This window comes from Micromonospora sp. NPDC051296, from assembly GCF_040682255.1.
Classification (GTDB): Bacteria; Actinomycetota; Actinomycetes; order Mycobacteriales; family Micromonosporaceae; genus Micromonospora; species Micromonospora craterilacus.
The window spans coordinates 16825-33363 of record NZ_JBFBAO010000022.1; the positions used below are offsets into that span (position 1 = coordinate 16825).

The following is a 16539-nucleotide window of genomic DNA, read 5'->3' on the forward strand; positions in this document are numbered from 1 at the left end:
CTGCTGACGGAGGCGGGGGAGCGGATCCGCATCCCGGTGCCGGAGGACGCCGAGTGCGACGTACACCGGGAGTGGCTGCTTATTCGGCCGCGCTCGCCGTGGGCGGTGGGTGATGCGGTCTATCCCGCAGGTGCCCTGCTGGCGACCCGCTTCGACGCGTTCCTCGCCGGGGTGCGGGAGCTGACGCTGCTCTTCCAGCCCGACGCCCGCACGGCGCTCGACCATTGGGTATGGACGCGGAACCAGCTGATCCTGGCCACCCTCGCCGACGTGCGGAGCAGGCTGGAGGTGCTGACGCCGGGCGAGACCGGCTGGCGGCGGGAACCGCTCGCGGGGCTGCCGGAGGATGAGCACAGCTCGATCGTGGACACCGATCCCGACAACGACGACGCCTACCTGCTCGCCTCGGAAGGCTTTCTCCAGCCGGCGGCGCTCCGGCTCGGGCAGGTCGGCGGTGCCGTCGAGATCCTCAAGCGGGAGCCCGCGTTCTTCGACGCCGAAGGTCTGACGGTACGCCAGTTCTTCGCCACCTCGGCCGATGGCACCCAGGTGCCGTACTTCATGGTGGGGGACCCAGACGCGCCCGCCGGGCCGACGCTGCTCACCGGGTATGGCGGCTACGAGATCCCCCAGCTCCCGCACTACAGCGGCGTGATCGGCCGGGGCTGGCTGGCCCGGGCGGCACGTACGTGGTGGCGAACATCCGGGGCGGCGGGGAGTACGGCCCGCAGTGGCACCGGGCCGCGCTGCGGGAGAACCGGACCCGGGCGTACGAGGACTTCGCCGCGGTGGCGGCCGACCTGGTCGCGCGCGGGATCACCACGCCGGCGCAGCTCGGCATCGAGGGCGGCAGCAACGGCGGACTGCTGATGGGCGTGATGTTGACCCGCTACCCGGCGCTCTTCGGCGCAGTCGTCGCGCACGTGCCGGTGCTGGACATGCGGCGCTACCACCGGCTGCTGGCCGGCGCCTCCTGGATGGCCGAGTACGGCGATCCGGACCGCGCGGAGGACTGGGCGTACCTGCGGGAGTACTCGCCGTACCACAACATCTGCAGCGAGCCGGCGTACCCAGCGGTGCTGCTCGTGACCTCGACCCGGGACGACCGGGTGCATCCCGGGCACGCCCGCAAGATGGCGGCCCGTCTGCGGGAGCACGGCCACGACGTGTCGTACTACGAGAACGTCGAAGGCGGGCACGGTGCCGCCGCCAACAACGAGCAGCGCGCCTTCGTCTGGGCGCTGGCGCTGGAGTTCCTCTGGCGAAAGCTGGCCGAGGCTGCTGTGCCGGAGCAGCGTTCCCGGGCTGGCGACCGACGATCGGCACTGGTCGTCGAGCCGACGTGACGATCAGACTGTCCAGTGTGGCCATTCGGACGGCACTCGCGCGGTCACAGATTGTGGTAAAAGTCTAGGAATGCCGCTTCGCAAGATCGTGCTGGAGAACTACCGCTGCTTCCGGGACCGGCAGGAGATCGAGCTGGCCCCGGTGACCGTGGTGCTCGGCAAGAACAACTCCGGCAAGAGCGTGCTGACCCGCGCTCCGCTCGTCATCGCCACCGGCTTCAACACCACCAGCACGGCACCGCTCGACCTGGACCGGCTGCAACCACAGCCGGTGGACGGGTTCGCCGACCTCGTGTTCGAGCAGAGCCCACACGGCAAGTTCTTCCTCGGCTTCGAGGTTGACGGTCCGTCTCCAATTGCGATGGACGTGACGATCCAGCTTGTCGACGAGGACAGATCGGCCTTTGTCTCGGATTTGCGTGTAGGGCTGGCTGAGCAGGAGGTCAAGCTCTCCTGGCAACCGACGATGGCAGACGGCTACGGGGGCTACGAATACCGGATCAAGGTGCCGGAGCGTGCGCCAGCCGTGCGACCTGTCAAGTTCGCCGGGCTGCGGCCACGCCCGGCCGGTATTCCTGAGCTGCGCCTTCTCGATGAGCGGCGGAGCAGCCTGTCCCTTGGACCGATTCGATTCCTGAGCGCCTATCGGGACCGGCCCGAGCGACAGCACCGGCTACCGCTGGGTGCACCCAGAGGTATCGGCGAGCAGGGTCAAGGGACGCTCGGCATCCTTGCGCACGACCAGGCGCGTAACACCGGCGACCTGATTACACGGGTGAACAAGATGCTGGCGTCCATCGTGCCGGACTGGCAGATCGAGGAGATCGAGGCGGGACCATTGTGGTCCACGGTGCTCACCCGACGTGGCAGCCGAGTCCGGGTCAACCTGGCCGATGCCGGCACCGGGCTCTCGCAGGTGCTCCCGATCCTCGTGCAGTGCGCCATCGACGAGCTACGCGGTAAGGATGCGACGCCCGCGTTGCAGATTATTGAGGAACCGGAGATGCATCTGCACCCCGGCGCCCATGCCGCGCTGGCGGACCTCTACCTCAACACCGCGCGGGACACTGGCACCCGCTTTCTTGTTGAGACCCACAGCGAGACTCTCCTGTTGCGGCTGCGTCGCCACATTGCCGAGGGCTGGCCGCCGGAGATGGTGGCGGTGTACGTCGTCGAACAGCACGAGGGCGTCTCCGACATACGGCAGGTCGGCATCGACCGGCTGGGCAACCTCGACGACGAGTGGCCCGAGGGCTACTTCTCCCAGGACTACCACGAGGTGCGCGCACTCGCGGCCGCCCAGCTGAGGCAGAGTGGCTATGCGTCTTGACATTGAGCCCGAGGTCTTCACGTCCGGCGACCGCCTTTCGGTGATCCAACTGTTGGCGCTGGCCGTCGAGGGGCGGCACGAGTGGCGGCCGAGCCTGCCGGTTGCGCTTAGCGCCGAGCGGTTCGCCAACGAGGAAGCCCGGGTGCTGTCGGAGTTCGTGCAGAAGGCACTGGTGGAGGCAGCGAACCCGGCCCCTGCCGCACCGGCGGTCGCCACGATCACCGCCGCGAAGCTCAAGGAGTTCGTGGCAGACCTACGGCGGCCAGCCACCTTGGTGGTGGAAAACCGGATCGCCGACGGTGGTTTCGTCCGCGCGGTGGCGGCGGCGCTTGGGGACCACCGGGTGGTGGAAGCACTCTCCCCGGGCCGCCAGTGGCTGTGTTTCAGCCATGGCGGCGGCAGCGGCGACATTCCCGAGTTGGCGGCCGACGAACGTGCCGGCTTCGCGGTGCTGGTCCGAGTCGCGGTGCTCTTCGACAGCGACCGTGAGCACGCCGGCCACCCCGGGCGTAACCACGACAAGGTCGAGAAGTGCGTCCAGCACGGTGTCGCCGAGGTGCACCTGCTGGCCTGGCGGATGATGGAGAACTACGCACCGTTCCGGCTCTGGGAGCACCATTTTCTCTACCGGCTGGACCACGTCGAGGAATTGCGGGCGATCGAGCCGGAACGGCGGGGCTACCTGCATCTCAAGGAGTGGTTCAAGGACCGCCGGTGCCGGGTGCCCAAGCGCATCTTCCCGGCCGAGCTGGCCCTCGCAGAGGAGGACTTCGCCGAGCTGGGCCCGGACGTCGTGGCGGAGCTGCGGGAGTTGCTCGCGATGATCCACCGGATCCTGTAGGAGACTGGGGCCATGCGCACCGACCAGGCCGAGATCCGGCCCGACCCGACCATCGCACTCGTCGATGATCTGCTGGGCGGCATCGGTCGGGGTGAGATCCGAGTGCCGGCGTTCCAGCGTCCGTTCGTCTGGCGACCGAACCAGATGCTGGAGCTGTTCGACAGCATCGAACGCGGCTACCCGATCGGCAGCCTGCTGCTCTGGCGTACCAACGAGCGGGTGCCCTCGCTGAACAGCATCGGTGGCCTGCCGATCCCGCCGCCGCCGGAAGGTCGACAGGTGTCCTACCTGCTCGACGGGCACCAGCGGGTGTCGACGCTGTTCGGGGTGCTGAACCGTCCGCTGCGGGACGGCCCAGCGGAAAACGAAGCAGACTGGATCTGGCAGATCTACCGGGACCTGCGCCCCGACCCACTCGGCTCGGACCGCTACCGCCATCACCGGTCCGGGAAATTCTCCCCGCACCTGCTGCCGCTGGCCGCGGTGATGCGCACCCGGGACTTCCTCCGGCACTTTCACCGAGTGGAGTTGTCGGTCAAGGATCCCGACCAGGCGGACTCGTTGATCCGGGAGGCCGAGGCGGTCGCCCAGCGCATCAAGGGGTACAAGCTGACACTGGTTCGTCTTGACGGGGCCAGCATCGAGCAGGCGGTCAACGTCTACGCCAGACTCAACCGAACCGGCACCCGGATGGATCCGGACCAGATGGTCTCCGCGCTGACCTATCGCAGGGAACAGCCCTCCCTGGCCAGCCGGATCGACGACATCGTCGCCGCCGTCGCCGACACGGGTTTCGGTGAGCTGCCCCGGCAGGCGGTGTTCCGCGCGCTGCTGGCGATCGCCGGGGAAACCGACATCATGTCGCCCCGGTGGAGCCTGGTCGCCAACTACATGCAGAACCGCCTGCACGACGCCCTGCCGCAGACCGACCGCGCCGTACACCTCGCCGCACGGTTCCTGCGCACCGGGGTGAACCTGCCGCAGGCAAAATTCCTGCCGTACTCGCATCAGCTGGTGCTGCTGGCGATGTTCTTCCACGTCTGCCCCGAGCCGAGCCGCTGGCAGTACGACCGGCTGCGCCGCTGGTTCTGGGTGACCTCCTGGTCGAGCGCTTTCGCCGGAGCCACCTCCACGATGCTGCGTAAGGCGCTGGAGGAGATGCAGGCGTTCGCCAGCGAGGCAGGTGATCTCGACCCGGACGTAAGCGACGTGCAGCCGATGCCCGAGTCGTTCAACCTCAACAGCGCCCGCACCAAGGCGTACGTGGCGTGGGAGACAGCGGAGTTTCCCCGGCGACTGGACATGCTGGGCCAGCCGTTCGACGTGGTGAAGCAGCTCGAAGCCGCGGACAGCCAGATCTTCCGGCACGTGGTGCCGAAGGACAGCCGTCCCGCCAACCGGCTGATCTTTCTCACCACCCCGAACATCGGGGTGCTGGCCGCGCTGAAGGGGCTCAATTTGCCTCGGGACGAGCAGATCCTCGACAGCCACGGCATTCCGATCAAGGCGTGGCGGCGGCTGTGCGAGGGCGGCAACGGCAACCAGATCTTCGTCGACGACCGCACCGAATTCCTGGAGCAACGACTCCGGGCCTTCGCCGACCGCCTCGGGGTGCCGGTCTTCGGGAGCATCGAAGGCGTGGCCGACGACGACTCGGAATAGTGGCCGCGCGAGCGGCAGACCTTAGGATCTAGCGGTGATCGAGCTGAAGGCACTGCAAGCGCAGGTCAAAACCCTGGTGGAAGATCTGCGCGGGCACGTCGCGGAGACGCCGGGCTTGCGCGCCGAGCTGCGCCAGGAGTACGCCAAGGCGCAGGCCGACGAGCGGGTCGGGGCCAGCTTCGAGACCTGGCTGGAGGACGTGCTCGACCAGGCGGCGGTGGCCTGGGTGCTCGGCTGCGTGTTCGTCCGCTTCTGCGAGGACAACGACCTCGTCGAGGGGCTCTGGATCGGCGGCGCCGACCCGGCCGCGCCGGCCGAGCAGGCGGTGCAGCACCGGCAGGCGTACCTGATCGCCAACCCCCGGCACAACGACCGGCACTGGCTGCGCGAAGCCTTCCGCTATCTGGCCGAGCTGCGCGCCACCGGCAAGATCTTCGACCGGCACAATCCGGTTTGGCGCTTCGCCATCTCCGGTCCCGCCGCCGAAGACCTCAGCGACTTCTTCCGCCGGGGCGCCGGTGCCGTGTCGCTGCGCCGCGCGGACCTGAACACCCGCTTCCTGGGCGACCTCTATCAGGAGTTGTCGGCGCACGCGAAGAAGACGTACGCGCTGTTGCAGACGCCCGAGTTCGTCGAAGAATTCATCCTCGACCGCACCTTCGAGCCGGCGGTCAAGGAGTTCGGGCTCGCCGAGACCAGCGTCATCGACCCGACCTGCGGCTCCGGCCACTTCCTGCTCGGCGCCTTCCACCGGCTGCTGGCGAAGTGGCGCGACCGCGAGCCCGGCACCGACGTGCGGATCCTCGCCGAACGGGCACTCGGCCAGGTCACCGGCGTCGACATCAACGCCTTCGCGGTGGCCATCGCCCGTTTTCGGCTGCTCATCGCCGCGATGAAAGCCTGCGAGCTGACCAGACTGGAACGGACCCCGGCCTTCCCGGTCCGGGTAGCGACCGGCGACTCCCTGCTGCAATGGGGCGCATTCAGCTCCCGAGCCCAAGGCGACCTGCTGGCCGCCATCGAGGGCCGGGAGGTTTTCGCGTACGAGAGCGAAGACGCGGACCTGCTCGCGGAGTATCTGCGGGAAAACCAGTACACGGTGGTGGTCGGCAACCCGCCCTACATCACCGTCTCCGACCCGGCCCGCAACAAGCTCTACCGCAGCATCTACCCCACGGTCTGCCACCGCCAGTACGCGCTGACCGTGCCGTTCGCGAAGCGCTTCTTCGACCTAGCCAAGTGGTCGGATGAGCACGGTGAGGGCGCCGGCCGTATCGGTCAGATCACCGGCAATGCTTTCATGAAACGCGAATTCGGCAAGAAGCTCATCGAAGACTACTTTGCCCACGAGGTCGAACTCACCGAGGTAATCGACACCTCTGGCGCCTACATCCCCCACCACGGCACTCCGACCGTGATTCTCGTCGGACGGGCGAACAAGCGCCGCCGGGCAGCGGTGGTGCGGGCGGTCCTCGGGATTCAGGGAGAGCCTGCGAAGCCGAGTCCTGTCGAGAGCGGGTTCGTGTGGCAGGCGATCGTCCAACAGATCGACAGTCCCGCTTCGGAATCGGCGTGGGTGACGACAGTAGACCTGGAACGTGCGCAATTTGGTGGCCACCCGTGGAGCCTTACGGGCGGCGGCGCGGTTGGTTTGATGCAACAGCTAACTGACCTGCCTGGCACTCTTGCCGGTACGATCGCGGAGATCGGGTTCGGTGCGGTGACCCGCGAGGACAGCGCCTACATGGTGGGGGTCGGGGCACTACGGCGAGCAAATGTTTCGGCTGATCAGATGCGTTCAATCGTTGAGGGCGAGGCTAGCCGGGACTGGGCGATCAGTGATCCGGTGATGTCTCTCTGGCCCTACCGCGAGCAGACCTTCGAGGCGACCAGCACACCAGCGGTGCTCAAGTTCCTCTGGCCGATGAAGGCCATCCTTGCTGACCGGATAGCCTACGGGGAGACCCAGCTCGAACGTGGCCTCAAATGGTTCGAGTACTCGATGTTTTTTGCCAAGCGATACCGAGTGCCGCTGTCGATTGCGTTTGCAGAGGTGGCAACCCACAACCACTTTGTATTGGACCGGGGTGGGAACGTCTTTAAGCAGACCGCGCCAGTCATCAAGCTTCCAGAAGGGGCAACGGAGGACGATCACTTTCGGCCGCTTGGACTGCTGAACAGCTCGACCGGGTGCTTCTGGCTGAAGCAGGTGAGCCACAACAAGGGCGGTCAGGGTATTAACGAAGGCTTCAAGAGCCAAGAATGGGAGCGGTTTTACCAGTTTAACGCAACGAAACTGCAGCGGTTTCCGTTGCCTTCGGCGTACCCGTTGGGGCGGGCTCGGGAACTCGATCAGCTGGCGCAGCGGCTCGCCGGCTTGACGCCGGCGGCGGTGGCGGGGTCGGGGGTGCCGAGTCGGCAGCGGCTCGCGGAGGCTGAGGCGGAGTACCACTCGGTGCGGGCGCGGATGATCGCGGTGCAGGAGGAGTTGGACTGGGAGGTCTACCGGCTCTACGGGTTGATCGATGATGATCTCGCCTGCGCCGACCCGCCGGAGTTGGCGCTGGGGGAGCGGGCCTTCGAGATCGTGTTGCATACCAGCGGCGCGCAGACCGAGTGGTTCAACCGGCACGGGTCCAAGCCGATCGACCGGCCCAAGGGGGGCTGGCCGGCGGAGTACCGGGCGCTGGTGGAGCGGCGGATCGCGGTGATCGGCTCCAATCGGCACATCGGGTTGATCGAGCGGCCGGAGTGCAAGCGGCGCTGGTCGACCGACGGGTGGGAGAAGATGCAGTCGGTCGCATTGCGGGACTGGCTACTCGATCGGTTGGAGGCCCCGGAGCTTTGGGGTGGGCAGCCGGCGCCGCTGTCGGTGGCGCAGCTCGCCGACCGGGTCGGCGGGGACCAGGATTTCCGGGCGGTGCTGGAGCTGTGGGTCGGGCACGACAACTACGACCTGACGCGTACCCTCGGCCAACTGATCGCTGACGAGCACGTGCCGTACCTGCCGGCGCAGCGCTACAAGCCGGCCGGGCTGCGCAAGCGGGCGCAGTGGGAGCGGACGTGGGCGTTGCAGCGCCGGGAGGACGCTGGGGAGAAGGTCACCATCGAGGTGCCGCCGAAGTACAGCTCGGCGGACTTCGTACGGGCGTCGTACTGGAAGGCACGGGGCAAGCTGGACGTGCCGAAGGAACGCTTTGTCTCGTACCCGGGGGCGGGTCGGGACAGCGACGGCAGTGAGCTGCTTGGCTGGGCCGGGTGGGACCACCTGGCGCAGGCGCAGGCGCTGGCCACCGTCTACTTGGACCGCAAGACGCAAGAGGCGTGGCCGGCGCACCGGCTGCTGCCGCTGCTTGCCGGGCTGGCCGAGATCGAGCCGTGGCTGCACCAGTGGCACTCCGGCGAGCATCTGGGCTTCCCCGGCTCACCCGCCGAGTTCTTCACCGACTTCATCAACGCCGAGCTGTCCCAGCTCAGCTCCGACCGGTCGGCTCTGACCCTGCTGCGGGGAGTGCCGGAGCTTCACTGATGCCCGTCTAGCCAAATCCATGTTGGCCGTGATCAGGTGTGTTTCATGTGCCGAAGACCGGGACTCGGGTTGGCGAGGGTGTGCACCGCCTCGCGTAGCGGGTGCAGGAACGGGGCCTGCTGCCACTGGCCGGGACCGTACCGGGCGTAGGCGAACATGACGGCGTGGCACCAGACGGACGGGCCGGACAGCCGCAGCGGCTCCACCTCGGCGAAGGTCAGGACCACGTTCTGGCCGGCGATGGAGTACTCCATCGCCGCGTGATGGTCGAACGCCAGCCACCGACCGCCAAGGCAACACCAGGTGGTCGTTTCCGTGACGATGACTCGTGCGTAGGCGAACTCCCGCCACTGCGCTTGTGCCATGCCCGCGGCGCGGGACCGGGCGATGCTGTTGCCGATGAGGTCGCCGACCATCGCACCGGCGACGACCGCCGGTGAGCCGTAGGCGAAGGTGCTGCTCTGTCCATAGGCGACGGTGGTGCCGTAGAAGCGGGAGTAGGTACAGGGGGCGTCCAGGTAGACCAGGCCGGGCCCGATGAAGCCGGGCGCGACCAGAGTCGGCGGTGGCGCTCCCGCAGCGAGCCGCTGGTAGAGGTGAATCGCCTCGATCCAGCCTTGTTGGAGGGCCACCGCAGCCGGGGGCAGCCGGCGCGCGGGTGGACGATAGGCGGGTAGCAGCCGGCCGAGCCCGAAACTGAGAGCGTACGCCGCCAGCGCCCACGGCCCGGTGAGTCCGACCACGACGGCGCACACCCAGCGGCCGTACGCGAAGCGGCGACGCCGCCTGCCGTCGACGACTCCGAGGACCAATCCCACGATGATGGTGGCCGCGAAGGCGGCGATGTAGGCGAGCGAGATGGTGCCTGCCCACATCATGACCGGATAGCAGGGGCCGGTGACGCCGTCGATCCTGTCAGTCGACTCCGGGCCGTGCTCTGCGACGCACGTGTCGGACCGCTCGGCGAGGTGGTAGGCGAGCAGTCCGAACGCGAACAGCGCCGGCATGCCGACGGCCGTGACGACCCAGTGCCGCCCGCCCCGGCGAGCGGACGTCACCTGCTGCTGGCCTTTGCCGGGATGCGTCGCCATTCGGTTGTCCCCCTCAACCTTGCGTGGTGGGGACTGTACCGTGCGTGGAGCTGTCGTCAACGGCTGGCGTCAATGCGCCGATGAGACAACGGTGGCGTGGTAGTTGCCGGGGCGGACTGATCGGTCGAGGGTGCGGATGATCCGGTCGGAGTTGTCGTGCGGACCCTGCTGGAAGTACGGCGTGCCGTTCAGGCCGAACGTGACCCGGCTCGGTGGTTCCCCGGCCCCGAGGTATGGCGCGGCGCTGTAGAAGTCACGATGCGGCTCGAAACCGAGGCTCTCTGCGTAGTCGACGGCACCGAGGACCAGGTGGCGGGCAAGGTCGATCGGCGCCTCGACCGGTCCGTCGTCGTATGCCTCGAAGAAGTCCGCTACGAAGTACCGCAGTTCCTCCGGCTCTATGGTTGTCGGCGGCACCGCGTTCTTGACCCCGAGACAGTACGTGTCGACCAGGAAACCGCAGACGGTCACCGCGCTGTTTCTGCGCGGGCGACCAGGAGGCTGACCAGCCCGGCGCCCATGGCAATCGGCGGCAACTCGGCGTCATCGACCCAGCTCTCGGGCCGGTCGGCGATGCTCAGGCCGTTGCTCCACTGCCGGCTGATCCAGCAGCCCAGCAGCGGCAGCTCCGACGGGTGCACGCGCCCCGGCCGTACGACGTCGACGCCGCGTGCCAGCCGGGTGACCACCGCGCGGGTGACGCCGAGACCGCTGGCGATCTGCTTGGGCGTCTTGCCGGCGGCGCGCAGCGCCTGCGCCCGCTCCCTTAACTCCTTCGAATCCACCGCGCCCTCCTGGTGCCGCATCGATAGAGCGTCAACACACCGCCACGCGGCCGCAGGGCGATCACGCGCTCTCTGCGCCGCCAGGAGTGCCCTGCCGGGCAGCGCGATCAACCGTGCGGTGAGCCGTTGCGGTCCGTCAGATGCTGGCGCGGTAGCCGTTGATGCCGTCCGCACTGTTGATGAGCATGCCGGACGAGTCGTGCACGTTGCCTCTGGCCGTGGACAGTTGCGCGTCGACGGCACGAACCACCTCCGGTCGACCGCCGGCGAGGACCGCGCTCAGCGCGTTCTGGCTCGCCCACATCGTTCGGTGAATCTCGGCGAGCTGCCGCGATGCCCGGTTGAGCTGAGCCACCACGTTGTCGAGCCCACCGATCACCTGCCCGGCGATGCTGGCCGAGCCTCCTCGCGGTTGTCGCACCGGACGGCTTTCGCTCGTGCCGTTGCTGCGGGTGGGCCGCTGCAACGCCCGATGAGACCCACCCGCTGATACGGCAGCCCTTCTCTGATCGCGCCGTTCCCGAAGGTGATCGATACCGGCCACGACGAGCGCCTTGCCTTGGGAACCCACCATCCCGCCGATGATCGCTCCGCCAGTCGAGGCGACGGCCGGCGACACGGGCATCCCGTACTTGGCGCCCGCGAGGCCGGCCAGCATGCCCAGGCCCGCGCCGCCCCACTCAACCAGCTTGCCGAGCGCCTCTTTGGCGCTCTCGTACTTCAACCGCCGCGCGAACGGCCGCTCCTTCTTCTGCTCTCTACGCCTCTTGCGCCCGTATCTCATGACACGACGACGGGGTCCAGGAATGCGCAGCCTGTGGTGACCATCAGCGGAAGGTTCAGGGCGGTGTCCCGAGCGACCTCGTGCGGGGTTAGGCCGAGCACGTCCTCGCCCTCCTCCCGTTCCTCGGACTCGTCTGCGTAGTACACGCATGCCTCCCAGACATTCGGATGCAGGAAGGCATACGACCACTGCGAGTAGACCTGCACCGGCACGGCGATCTTGGGCTGGCCGGCGTGGCCGATGCGGTGGAGGTGTGGTTCTTCGGGGGTGGAACCGAGGCCCTCCGCCAGGGGGAGGAGCTTGTGGCGGCGGAAGACGGGTTCGAGGTCGCCGTCGGTGTCGAACTCGACGAGCAGGCCGCGGGCGATCAGGCTGTCGACCAGCCGGGTGGCCTGGGGCTCCGGGTTCGGGGCGGTCTCCAACATCCGGATCAGGGACTCGCGGTTTACATCGAGCTTGGCGTGGCGCTCGGCGTCCACGAAGGCCGCTGCCCAGACGGCGGCCTCGGTCTCAGTCAGCTCGATCAGGTCGTCCCCGAGGTGGATCTCGTAGCACTCGGGGATCGGGTCCGGTGGTCGCACGTAGCGGTAGCGAGGACCCATGGAAAGGCCGACGGGGACGATGACGCGTGGCATGGGGACCCCTCGGGTGTCAGAAGCCGGCGGCGTACCGCTTGGTCGTGTCGATCGCGCCCATCGCGAGCTGGGAAGCCTCGTTGAGCTTCGCCTTGACCTGCTCGATCTGGCTGATCGCCTGGCCGACCGCAGGGTGGTTAGTGCCGGCGGTGACGGCCTGCAACAGCGCCAGGCTCTGCTCCAGCGAGTCGTGCACGGCGCGGAGTTGGACGACGCTCTGCTGGGTCTGCTGACCGAATCGGTTGATGCCGGCCTTGATCTCCTCAATCGACGCCACCGCGACGACTCCTCCCGTGGGCATCGAGCATGTTCGCAGCGACCGTACCGGATCATGTACGGTCCGTCAGCCCTCGGTCGCTCATCGGTCAACGCGGAGACAGCTCAGTGCCGGGTGAGTAGCGGTGAGTGAGCTGCAGGATGTGATGTGCCGGTCGAGCGTGATTTCACACAGACATAAATATTTCTCTGTGAAATCACGCCGAGCAGGCAGGGACGGGTGTGAGGGCCGCACAAGTGGGAAGGCAGCGCCCGCTCTTCCGAGGCTATGGGTCGCGCCCCCGGGAGTTGCTTGCCAGGAGTCGGGCTACTGGCAGGCTCGGCTCCCGGACATCTCCTGCTTCACGCGAGCGACGAAGGCGGTCCATGCCGCCGGGTTGAATGCGAGGACCGGACCGTTCGGATCCTTGCTGTCGCGCAACCCCACGACGCCGGGCAGGTTGTCGGCCACCTCGACGCAGTCGCCGCCATTGTTGCTGCGGGTGGACTTGCGCCAGATAGCGCCGGTCAGGTCAGGCACGGGAGTACTCCTCTGCGACTTGGTTGATCATGCTCTTTGACTGAGCCTCGTTGAGTGCGCGGCTTGTCATGTCGGCCCAGATGGTGTTGTAGGCGGCCGTCTCGTGCGGCTTGTCGAGGTAGATCGCGCCGGTCGCAGACTCCAGGTAAGCCACCGGCGGCTCCACCTCCTTGCCGCTGCTGTCTTCCGGGAACTCCATGATTGAGAAGGCTCCGGACATGGCGCCAGCGTGAAGTCCGGCAGAAAAAGTCAGCACCCGCACGGTTACGTTCGGTAGCGCTGTTGCCTTGAGGATCTGGCTCAGCTGTTCAGCCATGACCGTGGCGTCACCGACCGGGCGCCGCAACACCGCTTCGTTAAGTATCACGCTAAGTTGCGGCGCGGCGAACCGGGTCAGCAGGGCTTGCCGCTCGATCCGAAGCTGGATGGCCCGCTCTTGCTCCTCGCTATCCTCTACGTCGATCGCTCCTCCGGGTACCTGAAAGACCTGCGCGGCGTAGGCGCGTGTCTGAAGTAGGCCCGGAACCAGTTCGGGCTGGTACTTGCGGATCTTCGTAGCGGCAGCCTCCAGTCCGATGTAGAGCTGGAACCAGCGCGGCAGACCGGAGCCGATGTAGTCGTGCCACCAGTTCTTGTTCTCACGAGTGGCGGCGGTCATCGCCAGCAGCAACTCGGCGTCCTCGGCCGAGGCCCCGTAGAGGTTGAGCATTTCCTTGACGTCGGCGGCGCGGAACCGGACGTTCTCGGCGCCGTTCTCGATGCGGTGCAGCGTTGCCCGAGCCCGGTCCAGGTCCTCGGCGGCCTGCTCCATGGTGAGGCCCGCCGTTCGACGTAGGGCTTCGAGCTTCCGGCCGATCTGTCGTCGCAGCATGGTCGTTCCGGTTACCGCCTGTGACACTCCGTGCCTCCGCTGTCGTGGCCATTGTCGACGTGTCTCTGTGTGATTAAACAGCCATGATGTATCAGAAACAATAGACATTTCACCGCGCGTGTTCGCTGTGCAGTCATCGTCAATCAAGCATCGTTCGTTAGACGTTGCATTTCATCCTCACCGATGCTTCACTCTCCACGCGGCCACTGTGGAAGTCCTGCTCAGAGGCCATGTCTGCCCTGTTGTCGTACTGCCGAGGAGGGCTGCGGTGGCAGGTGCCGGGCGGGTCCGTCGGTGCGCGGCGGCCGACGGACCCGCCGTCCACATCGCCTACGCCAACGAGAGCGAGGTCTGTCATGCGCATCCCATTCCGGCGGCGCGCCGGCCGGCACGACACCAGCCGCAGCGCGCGGCGCGGCAATCAGCGCGGCGAGCGGAGCCGTGCCCGTACCGGCACCTGCTATCGCGGGGCGACGTATCAGCCGTTGCGGCCGTGGCAGGTGCGGGAGCGGCGGTTCCGGCTGGGGCGGCGTGGCTACGACCCGGTGGAGGTGGCCGAGTTCCTCGACCGGGTGGCCGGTGACCTGGAGGCCGCCTACCGGCAGGTGGCGGTGGCCGACCGGGAGGCGGCCCGGGTCAGGGAGGCGCTGCGGCGGTGGCAGTCCGAGCAGGCCCAGGCGCGGCAGGCCGGCATCAACCACCGGCCAGGTGACGACGCGCCGGCCCACCGGGAGCAGGCGAACCAGGGACACCACCGGTGAGCGGGCGGTACATCGTGCATCTGCCGGTGGTCGCGCCCGACCTGCTCGACGCGCAGCGGCTGGCCCGGGTGGTGGCCCGCTGGGCGCTGGTGCTGCCGCAGACCGACCCGGGGGAGACCACCGTGTCTGCCGAGGACGAGCAGGGCGTACGCCATCGGGTCTTCTGCGATCTGCGGCTGGCGACCGGCGGGCGGTGCCTGCTGCGGGCCGACCACGATGGTGCGTGTGCGCGCCGGTTGGGTGGTGGGCGGCGATGAGCATGGTGGTCGACTGTGCCGAGTGTTCCGGTCTGGGCTTCGTGGTGCGGCGGTGCTCCTGCACGGACGGCGGTGACCGGTTCGTGGTGGACGGGGGCGAGTACCGCGACGAGGCGTACGCCGATTGTCAGGTCTGCGGCGGGGACGGCAGCGTGGTCGAGGCGTGTCATCGGTGTGGGCGGGGTGGGCGGCGGCGGGCACAGCTCGTGGTGACCGTGGTCAACCTGGACACCGGGGCGGCGGCGTCGCGGCGGTTGGTGCCGGGCGGGGTGCCGCCGGTCGACGCCGACCGGGTGCTGCGGGCCCGGTCGGTCGTGACCGAGCTGGCCGACGTCGTCGGGGTACGCGGGTTGCGGCCGCGCTGGGGGCGGCGGGAGATGGACGACACGCTGGTCTGGTTTCCGAAAACGTGGCGGCCCGACCTGCCGCCGCGGCAGCGGGGGATGCTGGAGGCGGCGGCCCTGGTCGGACGTGACTACGACCCGTGGTGGGTCTACGTCGGGCGGGGCAGCGAGCTGCCACCACCGCCCGATCCGGGGCGCGAGCTGGCGCGACTCTGTGGGCTGGCGGACCTGCTGCATCTCGATCTGGTGGTGGACGCCCGCCGCCGGTATGGCTCGCTGAACTGGCAGATCCGCTACGAGCTGCCCGGCTCGCCGGTGCTGGCCGAGGAACACTGCGGTGGTCCCGCCGACCTGGCGGCGGCGGTCGCCGGCACCACGGTGGCCAGCGCCATGCTGTTGCTCGACGAACGGGGGCGGCACGCACCCGCGTACACGGTGCGGGCGGAGCCGAGTGTCGGCGTACCGCTGCGGGTGGATCTGGACCGGCTCTCCCAGGCGGTTCACGCGGACCTGGCCGGCGCCGCGCCCGGGGCCCAGGCGATCTGGCGGGACGGGCGCTGGTGGCACACGCCGCTGTGCCCGGCCGGCAGCGTGGAGGAACTGCACGAGCGGGACACCGGCCAGATCGCCCGGTACGTGCGGGAGACGGTGCGCCGCGTCACCGAACCACCCGGCCCGGCGTGGTGGGGCGAGCCGATCGGGCATCGGCCCTGCCCGGACTGCCGGCCCGGCACTCGGCTGTGCCGCTGTGACTGCCGGATCGGCAGCCGGGGGGCCGATCCGCAGTGCCCGGACTGCTCCGGTGCTGGCTTCGCCCCATCGGTCATGCGCTGCTCCACCTGCAAGGGCGGCGGCCGGCTTCCGGCGGCGGTCGCGGTGACGGTGACCGACCTGCGCCAGGTCAGCCACGAAACCTGGCGGCCCGTCGCGGGCGAGCCTGCGCCGGTGGTCGGGCAGCAGCCCAACGGCACGCCGGTGCACCAGCTGGGCAGGCACTGGCGGCTGGGCCGCCACGCCACCGCCTTCGGGGTACGGCCGGCCGACCTGACCCGTCTCGACGAGGAGCAGCCGGTCGACCAGGATCTGCTCGACGGGACGGTGACCGTCTTCGACTCCGCCGTCGAGCCGGCCCGCCAGCACGTCGAGCGGATCGGTGCCGGCCTGCCCGGGGCCCGGCTGTTCGTGCTGGCCGCCGCGCCGGACACGCCCCCGCTGACCGACCTGCTGCGGCTCGCCCACGCCCTCGACCTGACCGCCGTGCTGACCTACTGCGACCACTGGCTCGACGCGGGTGACCCGACGAAGATCCAGGGTGAGCGGTGGGACGTGCGGCTTGCGCCCCGGGGCGTGGAGATCGGGGCGGAGTTCGCCTTCTGTCCCAGCGTCGAGCTGGCCGTGGCCCGGTGCGTCGAGTATCTGGACAGCCACCTGCTCGCCACCGTGCCCCGGGAGCCGGACCAGCCGGTGCCCACCCCGCAGACGGCCCCCTCGCCGCCGCTGCCGGACC

Annotated in this window: 16 protein-coding genes; 8 read left to right on the forward strand and 8 right to left on the reverse strand. The window is 68.5% G+C overall.

Features of this window, described 5'->3' with window-relative positions; all coding sequences use genetic code 11:
• Positions 1-692: 692 nt before the first annotated feature.
• From AB0M52_RS04390 to pglX, 5 genes are all read left to right on the forward strand, one after another.
• A complete protein-coding gene (locus AB0M52_RS04390; RefSeq protein WP_363948741.1) occupies positions 693-1346 on the forward strand; it encodes a prolyl oligopeptidase family serine peptidase in 654 nt (217 codons plus the stop codon).
• Between the two features lie 70 nt (positions 1347-1416).
• Positions 1417-2676, forward strand: a complete 1260-nt coding sequence (locus AB0M52_RS04395) for an AAA family ATPase (protein ID WP_363948744.1) — start codon at positions 1417-1419, stop codon at positions 2674-2676.
• Positions 2666-3517, forward strand: a complete 852-nt coding sequence (locus AB0M52_RS04400) for a hypothetical protein (protein ID WP_363948746.1) — start codon at positions 2666-2668, stop codon at positions 3515-3517. The genes AB0M52_RS04395 and AB0M52_RS04400 overlap by 11 nt, the downstream gene beginning before the upstream one ends.
• A 12-nt stretch (positions 3518-3529) precedes the next feature.
• Positions 3530-5179: a DUF262 domain-containing protein gene (locus tag AB0M52_RS04405; RefSeq protein ID WP_363948749.1), complete on the forward strand. Its 1650-nt coding sequence runs from the start codon at positions 3530-3532 to the stop codon at positions 5177-5179.
• A 76-nt stretch (positions 5180-5255) separates the two neighbouring features.
• Entirely contained in the window at positions 5256-8708 is a 3453-nt protein-coding gene (gene pglX, locus AB0M52_RS04410) for a BREX-2 system adenine-specific DNA-methyltransferase PglX (RefSeq protein ID WP_363948780.1), read from the forward strand.
• Between the two features lie 32 nt (positions 8709-8740).
• Here pglX and AB0M52_RS04415 read toward each other — a convergent pair whose 3' ends face one another.
• From AB0M52_RS04415 to AB0M52_RS04450, 8 genes are all read right to left on the reverse strand, one after another.
• Complete coding sequence (locus AB0M52_RS04415; RefSeq protein ID WP_363948752.1) at positions 8741-9799, reverse strand: hypothetical protein; 1059 nt, start codon at positions 9797-9799, stop codon at positions 8741-8743.
• A 69-nt stretch (positions 9800-9868) separates the two neighbouring features.
• Positions 9869-10270 (reverse strand): hypothetical protein, encoded by a 402-nt coding sequence (locus tag AB0M52_RS04420; RefSeq protein ID WP_363948754.1) that lies wholly within the window; start codon positions 10268-10270, stop codon positions 9869-9871.
• Positions 10267-10605, reverse strand: a complete 339-nt coding sequence (locus AB0M52_RS04425) for a hypothetical protein (protein ID WP_363948757.1) — start codon at positions 10603-10605, stop codon at positions 10267-10269. Before AB0M52_RS04425 ends, AB0M52_RS04420 begins: the two co-directional genes overlap by 4 nt.
• 115 nt (positions 10606-10720) lie before the next feature.
• Positions 10721-11368 (reverse strand): hypothetical protein, encoded by a 648-nt coding sequence (locus tag AB0M52_RS04430; RefSeq protein ID WP_363948759.1) that lies wholly within the window; start codon positions 11366-11368, stop codon positions 10721-10723.
• Positions 11365-12003, reverse strand: coding sequence for a hypothetical protein (locus tag AB0M52_RS04435; protein WP_363948762.1), 639 nt, complete (start codon positions 12001-12003; stop codon positions 11365-11367). Before AB0M52_RS04435 ends, AB0M52_RS04430 begins: the two co-directional genes overlap by 4 nt.
• 16 nt (positions 12004-12019) lie before the next feature.
• Positions 12020-12280, reverse strand: a complete 261-nt coding sequence (locus AB0M52_RS04440; protein ID WP_363948765.1) for a hypothetical protein — start codon at positions 12278-12280, stop codon at positions 12020-12022.
• A gap of 306 nt (positions 12281-12586) precedes the next feature.
• Complete coding sequence (locus tag AB0M52_RS04445) at positions 12587-12799, reverse strand: DUF397 domain-containing protein (RefSeq protein ID WP_363948768.1); 213 nt, start codon at positions 12797-12799, stop codon at positions 12587-12589.
• Positions 12792-13670: a helix-turn-helix transcriptional regulator gene (locus AB0M52_RS04450; protein WP_363948770.1), complete on the reverse strand. Its 879-nt coding sequence runs from the start codon at positions 13668-13670 to the stop codon at positions 12792-12794. Before AB0M52_RS04450 ends, AB0M52_RS04445 begins: the two co-directional genes overlap by 8 nt.
• 356 nt (positions 13671-14026) lie before the next feature.
• Here AB0M52_RS04450 and AB0M52_RS04455 point away from each other — a divergent pair, with 356 nt between their 5' ends.
• The 3 genes from AB0M52_RS04455 to AB0M52_RS04465 form a co-directional block, all read left to right on the forward strand.
• Positions 14027-14431 carry a DivIVA domain-containing protein gene (locus AB0M52_RS04455; protein ID WP_363948772.1) on the forward strand — a complete coding sequence of 135 codons (405 nt, stop codon included), beginning with the start codon at positions 14027-14029 and terminating at the stop codon, positions 14429-14431.
• The gene (locus AB0M52_RS04460; RefSeq protein ID WP_363948774.1) at positions 14428-14688 is read left to right on the forward strand and encodes a hypothetical protein; all 261 of its coding nucleotides are present in this window, start codon (positions 14428-14430) and stop codon (positions 14686-14688) included. Before AB0M52_RS04455 ends, AB0M52_RS04460 begins: the two co-directional genes overlap by 4 nt.
• The coding region (locus tag AB0M52_RS04465) for a hypothetical protein (RefSeq protein WP_363948776.1) at positions 14685-16539 on the forward strand (1855 nt) is incomplete at its 3' end. The genes AB0M52_RS04460 and AB0M52_RS04465, both read left to right, overlap by 4 nt.

What these genes read in the sequence shown, in the direction of transcription:
- AB0M52_RS04395 (WP_363948744.1), top strand. Translation starts at nt 1,417, where the DNA reads ATGCCGCTTCGCAAGATCGTGCTGGAGAACTACCGCTGCTTCCGGGAC.
- AB0M52_RS04400 (WP_363948746.1), top strand. Translation starts at nt 2,666, where the DNA reads ATGCGTCTTGACATTGAGCCCGAGGTCTTCACGTCCGGCGACCGCCTT.
- AB0M52_RS04405 (WP_363948749.1), top strand. Translation starts at nt 3,530, where the DNA reads ATGCGCACCGACCAGGCCGAGATCCGGCCCGACCCGACCATCGCACTC.
- AB0M52_RS04415 (WP_363948752.1), bottom strand. Translation starts at nt 9,799, where the DNA reads ATGGCGACGCATCCCGGCAAAGGCCAGCAGCAGGTGACGTCCGCTCGC.
- AB0M52_RS04425 (WP_363948757.1), bottom strand. Translation starts at nt 10,605, where the DNA reads ATGCGGCACCAGGAGGGCGCGGTGGATTCGAAGGAGTTAAGGGAGCGG.
- AB0M52_RS04430 (WP_363948759.1), bottom strand. Translation starts at nt 11,368, where the DNA reads ATGAGATACGGGCGCAAGAGGCGTAGAGAGCAGAAGAAGGAGCGGCCG.
- AB0M52_RS04435 (WP_363948762.1), bottom strand. Translation starts at nt 12,003, where the DNA reads ATGCCACGCGTCATCGTCCCCGTCGGCCTTTCCATGGGTCCTCGCTAC.
- AB0M52_RS04450 (WP_363948770.1), bottom strand. Translation starts at nt 13,670, where the DNA reads ATGCTGCGACGACAGATCGGCCGGAAGCTCGAAGCCCTACGTCGAACG.
- AB0M52_RS04455 (WP_363948772.1), top strand. Translation starts at nt 14,027, where the DNA reads ATGCGCATCCCATTCCGGCGGCGCGCCGGCCGGCACGACACCAGCCGC.